The sequence below is a fragment of the Paraburkholderia strydomiana genome (assembly GCF_046030495.1).
Taxonomy (GTDB): domain Bacteria; phylum Pseudomonadota; class Gammaproteobacteria; order Burkholderiales; family Burkholderiaceae; genus Paraburkholderia; species Paraburkholderia strydomiana_A.
In genome coordinates this window covers 363,348-377,449 of sequence record NZ_JAQQCJ010000001.1, presented here as the reverse complement: position 1 = coordinate 377,449, position 14,102 = coordinate 363,348, and the positions used below count along the sequence as shown (strand labels likewise).

Below are 14,102 nucleotides of genomic sequence, written 5' to 3'. Positions count from 1 at the left end.
GTGTTTGGCGGCTACGATACGTAGGCCTCGCTGCGGCGAGGTCTATGCACGCATCGGAGAGCACGCGGATGAGCGGGGTCACAGAGGCAGCAAGCCACGTTAAGAGCGCTTCTGCGCCGAAGTTCTGGCGCAGCGACGCGCTGCCGTTCATCGAAGCGCGTTCGATCGACGACGGCCGGGAGGTCTGCTACGCCAAACACTCGCACGAGACGTTTTCGATCGGCGCCGTGACCGGCGGCCGCAGCGTGTATCTGAACCGCCATGCGCGTGAGTGGATCGGCGCCGGCGCGGTCGTGATGATGAACCCGGACGACGTGCATGCGTGCAACCCGGTCGCCGACGAACGCTGGTCGTATCGCATGCTGCATGTCGATGTCGAATGGCTCACGGGGCTGCAACACGAACTGGGCTTTAGCGCGAACCGCGCGTTTTGCGCGTTCTCGCAGACCATGACGCTGGATGCGGCGTTGTTCGATGGCTTGAACCGGCTGTGCGCGATTCTGGTCGACGGCGACGCCGACACGCTGCGCAAGGAAAGCGCGGCGATCACCTTCTTCTCCGAAGTCCAACAAAAGCTGAATCCGGCGTCCTTGCCGGACTGCGACGCGAGCCAGCAACTGGCGCGGGCTGCGGAATTCATCGCTGAAAACTGCACGCATTCGCTGACACTCGAAGACATGTGCGAGGTGGCGGAGTTGTCCGCGTCGCATCTGATTCGCGCGTTCAAACAGCGCTATGGGATGACGCCGCACGCTTATTTGATCAACCGGCGCATTCAATACAGCCGCGCGCAACTCAGGCGCGGGCGCCTGATCGCGGATGTCGCGCTGGATGCGGGTTTCGCCGACCAGGCGCATTTGCAACGGACGTTCAAGCGACTGGTCGCGGCGACGCCGGGGCAGTATCGCAGTTGAACTTGACTTTGACCTGGCGAGTGCGCTGAGCTGTGCAGCCGGCGCGTCGCGTCACGTGATCACTCCATCAGCAGATATAGCGCGCTGGCCGCAAGCAGCGCCGCCATCACGCGATTGAACAGCCTGACCCGCGCCGGTTCCTGCAAGTATTTGCGCAGGAACGTGCCTGCGTACGCCCAACTCGCAATCGACACGTAGCAGATTACGAAGTACAACGCGGTGAATTGCCAAACGAGGCCGCCGTCGCCGTTGGCCGCATAGGCGCCCATGCCGGCCAGCGACGCGAGCCAGGCTTTCGGATTGAGCCATTGCATCGCTGCCCCGTGGGCGAAGGACGGGCCGCGAGACGGTTTGTCCGCGCCGAGACGGCCGTCGTCGATGGTGAGCGTGTACGCCATGTAAAGCAGGAAGGCGATGCCGGCCCACTTGACGATGTCGATGAGGTTGGGGAAATGGGTGAGCAACTCATGCAGACCCAGGCCGATGAGCAGAAGCAGCGCGGTGAAGCCGACGGTCGCACCGCTCACGTGCCGCATGCTCGCGGCGAGTCCGTGCCGGGCGTCCGCGCTGAGCGCGACGACGTTCACCGGGCCGGGGGAAATGGAACTGGCGAGCGCGAAGGCGGCCATGGAGAGTAAGACGGTCATCAGGTGCCTCGATACGTGAGTGCGTTGCGCAGGAATGGCGACGGTCAACGGTATCGGGCTAGAGGCGGGATGTATTGAAGGAAATTGCTTTGCAGGGGAGCGCTTGAAGGGCGCTAGAAAAACAAAAAGCCCGGTCGCAAGGACCGGGCTTTTTGTTTTGAAAACTTTGGTGGGGCGTGAGTGACTCGAACACTCGACCTACGGATTAAGAGTCCGAGCGACGTCTCATTCCCTCATGTGGATTGATATCCGTGTAGGCACGTAAGATCCTTTGTATATAAGGGCTTTGGCCGAATTCTACGGATTTTCTTGTTGACTCATGCAGACTGATTTCCCTAGTATTTGCCTACATGATGCCTACACGGGAAAAGAGTGAGCAAACAGAACTTCACGGCGGCTCGAGTCGATAGCTTCGAATGTGAGCCCTGCAAGCTGCAAACAATATACTGGGATGCAAAGACGCCGGGATTCGGGCTGCGCGTTACGGCTGCGGGGGCGAGGGCGTACATCTTCGAGTCCCGCCTTTTCGGCAAGACGATCCGGATGACAATTGGGGATGTCCGGGCATGGGATCTTGGGCGGGCACGTACCGAGGCTGCCCGTCTGAAAACGCTAATCGATGACGGCAAAGATCCGCGCGAGGTCCGCGCGGAGCAACAGGCCGCCCATGAGGCGCGTCGTGCCGAAGCCCGGCGGCAAGATGCTACGTTTGGTGTTGTGTGGAAGGAATACCTGGAGAGTCGCAAGCCGTTCTGGGGGGAGCGCCACTACCGCGATCACCAACAGCACGCGGACGAAGGAGGCCAGCCAAAGAAGCGCGGCAAGGGTGTAACGCAACCCGGTCCTTTGGCGGTGCTTCGCCCCCTGAAGCTGTCCGAGTTGACCAGTGAACGGATCGCCGGATGGCTCGCGGCCGAATCGCGGGAGCGGCCGACGATGTCTGCGCTGTCGTTTCGCTTGCTTAGAGGATTTATCCGCTGGGTGGACGACACGCCAGCTTTCAAGGGCATCGTTCCGGCCGACGCCTACAAGACCCGGGATGTTCGCGACGTTATCCCTCGCGTCAAGGCGAAGGACGGCGACTCGTTGCAGCGGGAGCAACTTCCGGTGTGGTATCGCGAAGTTCGCCAGATTGCCAATCCAGTTCATAGCGCTTACCTGCAAGGGTTGCTGATCACCGGGGCGCGCCGGGAAGAGTGGGCGGGGCTCCGCTGGGAAGACGTCGATTTCCGCTGGCGGAGTCTCGTGCTGGACGACAAGGTGGAGGGAACCGGAGGGCGGACCATTCCGCTGACTCCATACCTCGCGACCCTGCTGATGAACCTGAAACGGCTGAACGAGACTCCGCCGGAGCGCCGGCAACTTGCACGCCTCAAGGAGAGGGGCGAGGAGTGGATGCCATCGGAATGGGTCTTCCCCAGTAAGACTTCGGAGGACGGCAAGATTGCCGAGCCGCGCATCGGGCACAACAAGGCGTTGGCAGCTGCCGGCCTTCCGCACCTCACGTTGCACGGCCTGCGGCGTTCGTTTGGGACGTTATCGGAATGGGTCGAGGTGCCGGTTGGCGTTGTGGCGCAGATACAGGGACACAAACCGTCCGCAATTGCCGAGAAGCATTACCGACGTCGTCCGCTCGACTTGCTGCGAATGTGGCACGACAAGATCGAATCATGGATGCTGGAACAAGCTGGTATTCCGTTTAAGGTCGACGCGACGTGATCCTCAAGTAATTGGCCGATAGGCCCTTATGTGGCGATCCGCGTGAGATCGGCTGTCGGCTAGAATGCTCGTCATTAACTACTCGAACGAAATAACGGGGCTATGGCGGATCACCAATCACCGCAAGAGCGCGTCGCTGCCGCAAAGCGACTTTATGCTGTGTTGAAGGAATGTCTTGCTCGTGCGACATGGACGCCGGTCGAAGGAGCACTCATCATGTCGGGCATTCTTGCGCCGACGGGTTGCAAGGAGATTCCGGATGGCGGAGTGGGGCTAGATGGAGCACCGCTCCCCAATGCCAGCCATGCCCGTTTCCATGACGCCCGCCGAATCATGCGCGGCTGGGACGAACGGTGCCGCGATGATGAAGAAAGCGGCGAGACTACGCCAACGAAGGTCACGCCTCACCAGTTCATTGACTGGTTTGAGGGCGAAGAGATCGACACGGATTGGCTACCGCTCTTCATTGATATCATCGTCGGCAAGCCTGCGCCGGGACAGGTCGACTTTATTCCGTTACAGATTGTTGAACACGCCGCACAGTCGATGGCGATAGTCGATTCGATGCGGGCGGTGTTAGCCGGGGCAACGCCGGTCGCCGTGCCCACACCTGCATCTGAAATTCCGGCCAGTCCCCGGAAGTTGGCAGCGCGCGTACCGATGCCGATTCCCGAAAATCGCGACTTCCTCTCTACGGACGAGTTTGCGGCGGTGATGGCTGTTGATCCTCAATCCATTCGGAAACGGTATTCCAGCGAGGGAAGCTACCACGGAGTTCGCCCAACGAAACTGCCGAACCGCCGAGTGCTTTGGCCGGTTGAGGAGGTGCGGCAGTTGCGCAGCGGTGACATCGTCGGCAAGGAATAGGTTGCCGGGGGGCAACAAAACTCACGCCAGCCGGTACTTTGGCAGCAGCCCATGCGCCGCTTTCCATGCTGGCGCAACAAAAACCGCAGAAGGATGGTGAATGACCGACGACGACAAATCCGCCGTAGACCTGGCGGAACCCGTTGCCGGGGATAACGACAAACCTGTTTTCCCCGATTTTTATCCTGAAGACGAAAGCTACCCGTGGGAAGCCTTGCCCCAGACCTTAAAGGGGGCAGTTATCGAAATTTGCAAGAACGACGGTCTGTCTGTGCCGATCGCGGCGCAGGCGGTGTTGTCTGCTGTTTCGCTCGCATGCCAGGACCTGATCTGGGTGGATCGCGGCATAGCCGACGACCATAAATCGGTATGTTCGCTTTTCCTCCTGACGGTAGCAGATACGGGGTCGCGTAAATCGCGTGCAGACCAACTGGTTGTCAAGCCGATTGAGGCATACGACCTTGCCAGACGCGCGGTGTTCGAGGCGGACATCACTGCCTATGAACTCGACCAGGCAGCAGCGCGACGAAAAGTCCGTGAACTGGAAAAGGCCGAAGGGCAATTACTTCGCAAATCCAGAATGCTGTCCATAAGTGAAGATTCCGAGGCAAAGAAACTCGCGCAGAAAGCGGGCGACGAGGCGGAGGCGATAACGCGGGAGCTTGCCCAACTCAACCGGCAAGCCATCGATCATCGCCCGCCACGATTACAACGGGTCTTGTATTCGAAAATCCCGATACGCCAGCTTGAGCAGAGTCTGGCGCAGAATTGGCCCGCAGCCGGACTGTTCTCGGATGAAGCCGCTGGAATTCTCAATTCCAAAGGCGAATCCGACATGGCATGCCTCGATCACCTGTGGGAAGGTGGCTCGATTGATGTAGTTGGCCGCGCGAAACAGGAGAGTTTTTTCGTCCACGATCCGCGACTGACTTTATCGCTCATGGTTCAGCCGATCGTATTTGAGCGCTTCGTGGAACGAAAAGGGGAGCTCGCCAAAGGCATTGGACTAATGTCCCGAGTGCTTTTGTCGAGGCCTGATACACCGTATGGGAAACGTATTTTCAAAAGACCAGAAGACCGTTCGACCGTGTGGATCGACCGCCTTAATAAACGGGTTCAAGAGCTGCTTTCACACTCGCACGCGAATATCGAAAATCGGGAGTCTACCAGAAGGACTTTGCACTTCGAGCCCGAAGCTCAAAAATACTGGGAGGAGATGTACAACGCAGTTGAGCGGAGCATGGCAAAAAAAGGTGAGCTTGAAAATGAACGGGAATTTGCCAATCGTTTTGCCGAGCATGTAGCAAGACTATCGGCGCTCTTTCATTTTTTCGAGCGTGGCGAGATAGATAGCCAAACGGCTAATGACGTAGCAATTCCGAAATCAACGGTTAAGGATGCCAATCATATCGTGAAGTGGTATCTCAACGAGTTCAAGCGAGTATTCAATCAGGAAGCCCGGATGCGCGAGATGGCTGAATATGTCCTGTCGAAACTCAAGGGCATGCTGGAGCGCTTGAATGGCGGTTCTTTGGAGAATTTGCCGAGAGACTATGCACCGGTCCGTAGCGTATCCGTGCAGACCCTTCGCACCAACTGTTCGAAATATGGGCTGAAGACGGCTGAGAATTTCAGACCCGTGCTCGATTGGCTGCATGCCAAGGGGAACGTTGTCATCCGAGAGGCAGAGCGACGTAGCGCGAAGGACCTGCCGAATCGGAGCAGGTTGCCAGGAGAGTCCGTCGAAATATGCGGCCGTGCAGGCAGCGACAGGTACGAGTTCTTCTTCGACCTCGATAACCCGTGGCTCAGGCCTCGCTCCCGCTAGCCGGATGATGATCTTATTTTTTTGAGTAGCGAATAAGAAAAAATCGCCTTTTTCGCCTTTCTAGGGTGAGAAAGGCGATTTTTCATTGTGCGTAGGATAAATGTTTTCAAGAATGGTCAGAGATGGCTCTCCTGCCGGACTGTCGGATGACCCGCTACCCGATCGCAGGATGACCGCATGACTGCCGCGCGTGACCGCCGGAGACCGGGTTCAGTCGCTAGAAGCGTCTCGTACCGAACAGCTTGTCGTCTTCGTCTCGATCCAGCGGTGTCTGGCTTACCTTCGCCATGTACAGGCCGATGACCTTGCGTAACGCCTCACGCTTTTCTTCGTCATTACGGTGTAAGTAACCCGTGGCGACCCCCCATTTGTTCCGGTACGAATGGGCGTACCGGTTCCCGTTATGAAAGTCACCCCACCCCGTAATACGTTGCCAGACCATCCCCAATTCCTCACAGGCCGTCACGTGATCGCGTCTGCTGACTGATACGAAGACGATCAAATGGACGTGGTGCGAGCCACCGTCCTCACCGTATTCCTGTCGCCATATCAGTCCGTAAATGTCATGCAGAATGGTTCGATTCTTTTCTTTGATTCGATGGCTGCGGGCATAATCCCTCGCATCCTTAATACGCCGAAATAGCCTGCGTCGATAATTCTGCATGGTGGGGAAATTAACGTCGTCGCGGAATAACTCCTTGACTTTTGCCGTGAGGAAAAGTATCTGATAGCTATCACGCTCATCGAGCATTTCGCCTTTAAAGTCTAGGCCGGTTATCTGACTCCTGGTGAAGCATTGCTTCTTCCGTCTCCGCGTATCGTAATCGTCATTCTTATCGAACCAGTATTTCTTGCTACTATCGAACATGATTAACCTCGTTGGGTGTTATGTCAACGGATCAAGTCATGCAATAGAAAATTATTTATTTATTATTTATTATTTATTTGAGTAAGTGGTATCCAATGCGGTATTGGTGTATGACGTATGGTTGATTGAATTATTTTTTGGATTGTTTAATTTTCCTTGTAAGGGATATTGCTTGTGGAGTCAGTTGTTTGTAAATATTGTTGCTTTTAAAACCTATTACATAGGGTCTGCAATTTATGATGCTGCACGGTATGGAGAAAGGAGTGAATATTTTCAGTGAATCGTGTGCTCGACATTGAGGGATCGTGCTATCTATGCCGCTTTTTTCTTCCTCCAAATATGCAACGGATCACACTATGAAAATGGCGCAGATTTCTCGGTCCGCGAACATTCCCTTCCTGGCACTTGAAGTGTTCCTTCGCGCCCTCATATTTCTGCTTCGTCTGTCAATAATAAGGGGTGGGGCATGCCGATCGTTGATCGCAATCAAAACTCGGCGGCAGCGCAATACGATGTTTTGCGCCGACGCTATAAGGGGAAGACAGTTCGACTCAGGTCGGGCGGACCTTTGATGACTGTGGACGAGATCGTTCCGACACCGACCGGGCCCGCGCTGCTTTGTTGTTGGTTTGATCCGCCGGGATCGACCAAGCTCGAAAGGGCACCCTTGCATGAGACCTCGATCGAGCTTGACGACGGCCGTCTGCCTTCAGGCGTGACCATTTGATTGGAGCGGTGAGATGAACGTTTCCGAGAAAATGGCCCGCGAGTGGGTAGGTAAGGTGGTGCGATACCGCAAGGGCATCGTCACCGCGACTTCCCATATGAACCCGCAAGAGGACATGACTGTGCTCGATGTCATCCACGACAGCAGGAAAGTGCCGAGGTTGATGTGTGTTTACTTTTCTTCGCGCCCGCAGGTTCTGCTGACGTGCCAAACTGACAGTCCAGAGTTGACTCTGGAGTTTGTCGAAACGAGTTCCGATGTTCCTTTTGCCCCGGAATTCAAGAAGGGTGATATCGCTCAGTTGAAGTCAGGTAGCGCAAATCTGCGCGTGCTTGACGTGCGAAGCGGCATTGTTTTTTGCCGTTTGGATCATGATCCAAGGCAGCTTCAATGGTCAGAACTGTGGCCTCATGCACTGAAGAAGATCGGGTAGTTCGTTGTATCGCCGCAGATCAACCGCGTCGTCGCCTTAACCGGTCCGGAGAAGACTGGTCGCTTGACGTGGCACACGCTGTGGTTATTCAAGAGAACTAGCTGATATGCGGTAGCGATTGGCGAAGCCACGAATGCGTTGATTGCTGGAGCTATCGTTAATTAGCGAGGCCGTATCGTACTGTTCTGGGAGGGAATCACATCGAATGGCGTCGGATTGGCGGTTTCCCGTTTGGGATGGGGCGAGTTTGCATTGCTCGCCGAGAAATATCAAAAATTCCTTACCGTGTAGATCGAGCTGCTGTCGATGTCCAAATTCATTCACTAGAGCGCAATTGTCGCTCGAAATGGCCCGGAATCAGAGACGCTACATCACTTGCCACGATGATTCAAACCGTGATTCACGACGCCTGTTCATCGTGAACTACATGACTACACTTGCAAGGCCTTGACCAGGTCGCGCTGCACGCCTTGCGACAAGCCTGACGGCAGCAGGCTGGGGAAGTTCTCCTCATAGACGTTTTTCAGAAGCTCATCTATCTCAACGGAAAGCCGAAGCAGCCAGTCGCGCTTCTCAGCTGTGTCGAAGATCACGCGGCTTCCATCGGGAACCCATAGCCTGCCGGCGGCGACCGGATCGCGATACAGAGCGTCGAGATGACGCTGCGTCTCCGAGAGGACTGCAAGGTCGCTATACTGGCCTAGGCGCAACGCGCTCATGTCCGCGTGGTACATGATGGCGGCTATGTCGTAGCTGGAGAGTTGGATGTCGCGGTCGGAGTCAGCCTTGACGCTCTTGCAAAGGCGAATTGCCTTGCGCAGGCCGCCGTTGATACCGTCGCATCGGCTGCCTACGCGCTCGATGTGAAGGAATGGCAAGTTGTCGATTGTCTCGCCGGTCTTCTTGTTGTAAATCGTCACCGCTCGATCGGCCTGTCGGCCACTGGCCTGATAATCCTTGGTGTCGTACCAGTGAGCGGGCACCACGTCGACGGACCGCTGGAGCGACCCGCCCGACACCTTGACCGCCTTCGCGCCGGTTTTGTCGACCTTTGCCACTGGAAACGCGTCATCGAGATCCGACTCAGCCTGCTGCCGAAGGCTGCTCAGGACGCCACTTGAAGTCCGTTGAGAAGGGTTCGTGTACCCACCCCGCACAGCCTGCACGCCCGTGATGTTGTACGTGTAGAAGTCCTTTGTGATGGCCAGCACGTCCACGTCGCTGACCCGCTTGATGTGGACGTCCAGAGGCACGGAACCCTGCAGCCTGAATTCGGCATCGATGCCGGCTTTAGCGAACCTGTCTCGCAACTGACTGGCTACCCGCTCACCAGTCTGTTCGCTGACCTCGGTGTACTTCTTCCCCACAGCCTGCATGACGCCAATGGTGTACCGGGTCCAGCGCTGGCTTGAGCTGCCGCGCCTTTCCCAGTCCTCGACTTCCGCAGCATCCATGGCAAAGGACCTGTTGGAGGCTGATGCAGACTCGAAAAGAGCGACCACCGAGGATTCGCCCTTGCGGCGTGCCCGGAGTTGAGAGAGGCGAGCGTTGATATCGGAAGCCATTAATTCCTCTTCGTCCAATCCATCGTGCCGAAGGTCATCCGGCCACGGCCATTGAAGTAGTCGCCAGTCGCCGACTTGAGATCCTTGGCGATGGTCATGACGGAGCAGCCCGTGTGCGACGCTAAGCCAGCAGCGCCGGCCTTGGGGTCGTTTCGGTAGTGATAGAGCAGCGCGAATCCGTCAACGCTGTCATGGGCAAGTGCGGCAGAGATGCTGCTGGACCCCGACGTCTTTGTGACGAGGCGGATACGCAGCTTGTCCCAGGACTGGACGATAGTGACTTCGGCTTGCCATTCGTACTTGGTGGAACCGTCGCCGTCGAGTGTCTTGCCGGCGCAGTCCCATATGCCCGAGATGTCGGGGACCTTCAGCGCTAGGCCGATGCCCGGCCACTTCCACGCCCACTTGTTCAACACCCAATAGAGGAGCCCGAAAACTGTGCCGGCACCGAGCAACGACATCAAAGTCGGTGGTGCATTGACGTTCCACCCGAATTTTTTTGCTAGATCGACAGCGGTCAGGAGCGTGAACACCAGTGCTCCCGAGATAGCACTCGCGGCCAAGCTCAAGAGCCGACCGACGTTTGCCCGATTGGCTCCGCCCATCACCGAATATTCGTGTTCTTGTGGGGCGATCATTAGCTTGAAATATGATGATTCATTGAAGTGACGTAAATGGCGGAGGTCATCGCGAAATCAAGAATCGCTTAAGGAAATCAGGGTTTATCCTGGTCTTGGATGCTGTATCCTGAACCCGATTCGCTGACTGCGATTCGAATACCGGCTCGACTTAAAAATTCTCGGTCGAAGCGGCCTTCCCGCATTGCTGCGTTGAATGGCTGGTTCGGCGTTGCGAGAAGACGGCTGCCTTCTTGATTGACGACACTCCATGACGGCGGCGACCTGACGAACAAATATTGCGGCCATGTAAAGCCTCGACAGCTGACATTACGCAAACCTACGAATGCGCGTACTGTTTTGAGACAAGATCGGCTCCCCGCCCTGCGTTCGAAACAGAAATAAAAAAGTCAGGCATCTTTCTTCACTGATCAAGTGTCGATGACAACATCGGCACGGAGTTCAACCGGCTGCAGCACCGGATACTTCTGCCTGATGAGATCGTACAAGTTGGCCACGCCCGGAGCCCGCACTGTCACGACGAGCGCAAACGACACATCAGGAGCGGATGCCGGTGGAACCGAGCGGCTGACCTCGCGCGCGTGATACTCCACGTCGAAGACCGGTGATGACAGCGACGTGCCGTCGGTGAAGTCTCTGCTGCGGTGAAGCACTGTCTCCCACTTGTGACCGGCGTCTCGCATCTCACGCTCTGCGGCCTTGTACTGTGACTTGATGCCGAAGAATTCGGTAGAAGTGTCGTCGCCGACGCCCAACAAAGGCCTGAATGTGACTCCCATTCCGGAGCGCGTGTAGTTGATAGCGTGCTCCGGGTCTGTGTGCGCGCAAATGCAAAATGTCGCCTTGACCGTCACCTTCCCGGGGATCAAGACGTCAGGGAAAGGAATAGGGCAGCGTCGAAACTCTCCTTTCGCCAGTGCCGCCCGGAATATAACTGTCGCAGAATCGGGTCCACATTCCAATAGAGCCATGGAGTCCTCACGAAATCGGCCCCATCCTACCTCGGCACGAGGAAGTCGGGCAGAGTGCTCGGAATGATGGATCAAGAGCGCTTTGAGGGCAATGGACGAAAGATCATAGCTCGTTGTTGCCGCGACTCCGGCGGCTGTGCGGAGCGTTAACGGTGAGGAGTAGCTTGTTCCAGACACACCGACCACGCTTCCGAGAAGCGGATTAAAAACCTCGAACAATTCGCCAGCGCTGCCTCCGAACGCAAGGCCGTCTGGCTTGACATAACCGGGACTGCGCCCTGGGCCAATGCAACTGTATGGAGCCCGTTTCCATTTTGCGCCTGCAGAGTTGGACGCGCCAACGGCAATGGCGTTCACCATATCCCCTGGCGGCTGGATGCGATCGGCACCCGTTGCTTCTCCGTCGTTGCCAACCGCAACAGTCAACAAAATGTCGTAGTTGGCGCACAGCTGATCGAGCGTCGCGGTCCAAACGTGCACCTCGTCGTCGTAGACCGGCATGCGAGGGCCTAGGCTGAGGTTCGCGAACCTATGCCGGCCAGCTTCGAGAACACCTTTGATCCGAAGCAGTACGTCGAACAGGTCGGGATCTCGGCCCGATGTTGGCGCCAGCACGCGAAAGTGATCGACTCCCATGAATGGTCGTTTGATCTGTACTCCATCCTTGGGTCGACCGAACAGGAAAGTTGATGTCACCTCGCTGCCGTGCATCAGTAGCGCGCCGGATGTATCGGATGTCTCCGGAAATGTGTACTCAGTAGCCCAAGCCGACAGGTCAGCGGTCCCTAGCCCACCGTCGAAGATGGCGACCCGCTCGCGTGGGTGAAGTGGACCGCCGATGGGAAGTGCGAAGGGGATCGTGTTCATGGTCTGGCGCACCATGTTCGGCACAGCGATTCGCAGTGCTGGCATTGTGCGTGCGACCCGCAGAAAGGTGAACTGTGAAAGCGCGAGTAGTTGAGACGATGTCGCAATGACTGGAACGAAGGTGAGGCCGCCGACCCTGATCCTCCGTTTCAGGTCGACATCAGCACCCAACTGCATTGCAAACCTCTGAAAGCCGATGACGATGTCATCCTCGTTGGCTCCGGCATGCAATGCAACTTCGAATGAGTGACGGGCGTCGTCCGCTGGAAGCTCTCCACGCACTTTGTCTTCCGAGTCAAGCCATTTGATCGACTCGATTTCGGCGAGTTGCTGGCCGATGTAGTCCGGCACGCTCGCGGCAGTGAGAAACGAAGCAAGCCGGTTAATGCCGTCTTCCCTTCCGGCCACAAGAATCGACGCCGTTGCGTGGGGCTTGCCTTCGAGCCGGTCCTCCGTAGCTTTCCTGGGAGTGATCGTCTTTTCTTTGCTGCCAACGTCACGGAGACCAGTGGCGGCCAGCAGTTTTGCAGGGTAGTAGCTTCGCGCAAGGAATGAGGGGTGCAGCGTCATCTCAAACACCCCTTCCCCTCGCGGCTTCGCGCTAGCGGGAACGCCGCGCAAAGCGGCGGCAATGCCGTTAACGGGCTCAAGAAGTTCTGCACGTACCTCGTCAAGCGTGTACGGTCTTTTCTTCGGGCCGCCGCCACGGACGATGGTTGCGCGGCCCGCAAGTTTTTCTCCCCCTCCCAACAGCAGATTTTTGGTCGCCATGGTTTAATTCCCCGTTCCCTTTTTGAGGGCTCTGCCCACCGTTGGGTGTGATATGCCGAGTTGCTGCGCAATGTCCCTGTGCGACACGCCCTCGGCGGCGAGCCGCCTGATTTTAATGTCGCGGAGGAATGTCGAGCCTTGAGAATCGGCGGCTGCAGTCAATCCTTCTTCAGCCAGGACTTCTTCAAAGGGTCGGTCAGCGAGGACCGCCACCTTCTTGGCACTTTGCACAGAGCGGCGGAGGTCTGCGTACGACGATCCGACGTATATAGCCGCAAGTTCCTTTGCAGCTATAGCTGAAACATCCTCGGCCTGCAGGAACTGAGTGATTGCCAGTTCAGACGGAATGTCGAAGTCGAGTTGAAGATCGAATCGCCGCCAGACCGCTGGGTCGAGAAGTTCCGGATGATTGGTTGCCGCCACCAGTAAAGACGTCGATGGCCATTCATCGATGGCCTGCAGCAGCACTGTGACCAAGCGCTTGAGCTCTCCCACGTCGCGGTCGTCGTCCCGGCGCTTGGCGATCGAATCAAACTCATCCAGCAGAAGAACACACGGAAATTCCCGCCCGTAGTCGATAACCGCTCGCACGTTCGTGCCGGTCTTGCCGAGCAGGCTACTCATGACCGTAGCCAAGTCCAGCGTCAAGAGTGGCAGGCCGAGTTCGCGCGCGAGCCATTGACAGGCCATTGTCTTGCCAACGCCGGGCGGCCCCTTGAACAGCAGCGCCTTCATGGGCTCAAGGTTAGATAGGCGCAGCTTCGTCGCAAGCTTACGCTCGTCGATCACGCGGGCGAGCTTCGACGCAATCTCAGGTGCCCAGATTGGTTCGTACTCGAGAACGACAGAAGTCTCTTCCTTGAGCAAGCCGCGGCGACTGTCGGCATCCACTGGCTGGGTCACTGATCGCGTGGCCGAAGGCATCGAGGAGAGGGTTTCAGCGAGGACGATGGCGGCCTCAGGGTCGCTCTTCTTCAATCGGCTGACCAGTCGTCTCGCGAGCAAGACGAAGCTGGAGGCGTTTCCTCGCACACCTTGCTGGAACAGCAATGAAAGTTCGGTTTCGTCAATTTGAACCATGAAAATCCGTTTTTAATATGAAGACGGTACACAATGTTATTTCAGTGTACCAACATTTGTACCATTGTGCCAACGGTTTTAGAGCGAACTTTTTTGTTCCGGCTGGAGAGAACACTGCAAGGTGAGAAGTCTCGACTGCTGGGGTGTGGATGCGGCATGGAACGCACTGGAACCTTTATCCCTAAGGCGTTTTCCCGCGCCCCGCAC

The 14,102-nt window shown here is 56.9% G+C and carries 12 protein-coding genes; 6 read left to right on the top strand and 6 right to left on the bottom strand.

The annotated features are described in order from the left end of the window. Positions 1-68: 68 nt before the first annotated feature. Positions 69-914: an AraC family transcriptional regulator gene (locus PQQ53_RS01740; RefSeq protein WP_408323169.1), complete on the top strand. Its 846-nt coding sequence runs from the start codon at positions 69-71 to the stop codon at positions 912-914. 59 nt (positions 915-973) lie between these two features. Here the strand turns inward: PQQ53_RS01740 and PQQ53_RS01735 are convergent, their stop codons facing one another. Then, positions 974-1,561 (bottom strand): LysE family translocator, encoded by a 588-nt coding sequence (locus PQQ53_RS01735; RefSeq protein WP_408323168.1) that lies wholly within the window; start codon positions 1,559-1,561, stop codon positions 974-976. Positions 1,562-1,933: 372 nt separating this feature from the next. Between PQQ53_RS01735 and PQQ53_RS01730 the strand changes: the two genes are divergently transcribed. The 3 genes from PQQ53_RS01730 to PQQ53_RS01720 all read left to right on the top strand — a co-directional run bounded on the left by PQQ53_RS01730 (position 1,934) and on the right by PQQ53_RS01720 (position 5,975). Continuing rightward, on the top strand, positions 1,934-3,280 hold the full coding sequence (locus tag PQQ53_RS01730) for a tyrosine-type recombinase/integrase (protein ID WP_408323167.1): 1,347 nt from the start codon (positions 1,934-1,936) through the stop codon (positions 3,278-3,280). Between the two features lie 102 nt (positions 3,281-3,382). Beyond that, positions 3,383-4,147, top strand: coding sequence for a hypothetical protein (locus PQQ53_RS01725; protein WP_408323166.1), 765 nt, complete (start codon positions 3,383-3,385; stop codon positions 4,145-4,147). A 100-nt stretch (positions 4,148-4,247) separates the two neighbouring features. Next, entirely contained in the window at positions 4,248-5,975 is a 1,728-nt protein-coding gene (locus PQQ53_RS01720) for a YfjI family protein (RefSeq protein WP_408323165.1), read from the top strand. Positions 5,976-6,192: 217 nt separating this feature from the next. Here the strand turns inward: PQQ53_RS01720 and PQQ53_RS01715 are convergent, their stop codons facing one another. Beyond that, positions 6,193-6,843, bottom strand: a complete 651-nt coding sequence (locus PQQ53_RS01715; protein ID WP_408323164.1) for a hypothetical protein — start codon at positions 6,841-6,843, stop codon at positions 6,193-6,195. A 466-nt stretch (positions 6,844-7,309) separates the two neighbouring features. On the opposite strand from PQQ53_RS01715, the gene PQQ53_RS01710 reads away from it, so the two are divergent. Then, a complete protein-coding gene (locus tag PQQ53_RS01710) occupies positions 7,310-7,570 on the top strand; it encodes a DUF2158 domain-containing protein (protein WP_408323163.1) in 261 nt (86 codons plus the stop codon). 13 nt (positions 7,571-7,583) lie between these two features. Further along, a complete protein-coding gene (locus PQQ53_RS01705) occupies positions 7,584-8,003 on the top strand; it encodes a hypothetical protein (RefSeq protein WP_408323162.1) in 420 nt (139 codons plus the stop codon). 431 nt (positions 8,004-8,434) lie between these two features. Here PQQ53_RS01705 and PQQ53_RS01700 read toward each other — a convergent pair whose 3' ends face one another. From PQQ53_RS01700 to PQQ53_RS01685, 4 genes are all read right to left on the bottom strand, one after another. Next, complete coding sequence (locus PQQ53_RS01700) at positions 8,435-9,568, bottom strand: nucleotidyltransferase family protein (protein ID WP_408323161.1); 1,134 nt, start codon at positions 9,566-9,568, stop codon at positions 8,435-8,437. Beyond that, entirely contained in the window at positions 9,568-10,206 is a 639-nt protein-coding gene (locus tag PQQ53_RS01695; RefSeq protein ID WP_408323160.1) for a Cap15 family cyclic dinucleotide receptor domain-containing protein, read from the bottom strand. Before PQQ53_RS01695 ends, PQQ53_RS01700 begins: the two co-directional genes overlap by 1 nt. A gap of 410 nt (positions 10,207-10,616) precedes the next feature. Beyond that, a complete protein-coding gene (locus PQQ53_RS01690; RefSeq protein ID WP_408323159.1) occupies positions 10,617-12,815 on the bottom strand; it encodes a S8 family peptidase in 2,199 nt (732 codons plus the stop codon). A gap of 3 nt (positions 12,816-12,818) precedes the next feature. Beyond that, on the bottom strand, positions 12,819-13,895 hold the full coding sequence (locus PQQ53_RS01685) for an AAA family ATPase (protein WP_408323158.1): 1,077 nt from the start codon (positions 13,893-13,895) through the stop codon (positions 12,819-12,821). Positions 13,896-14,102: the final 207 nt, after the last annotated feature.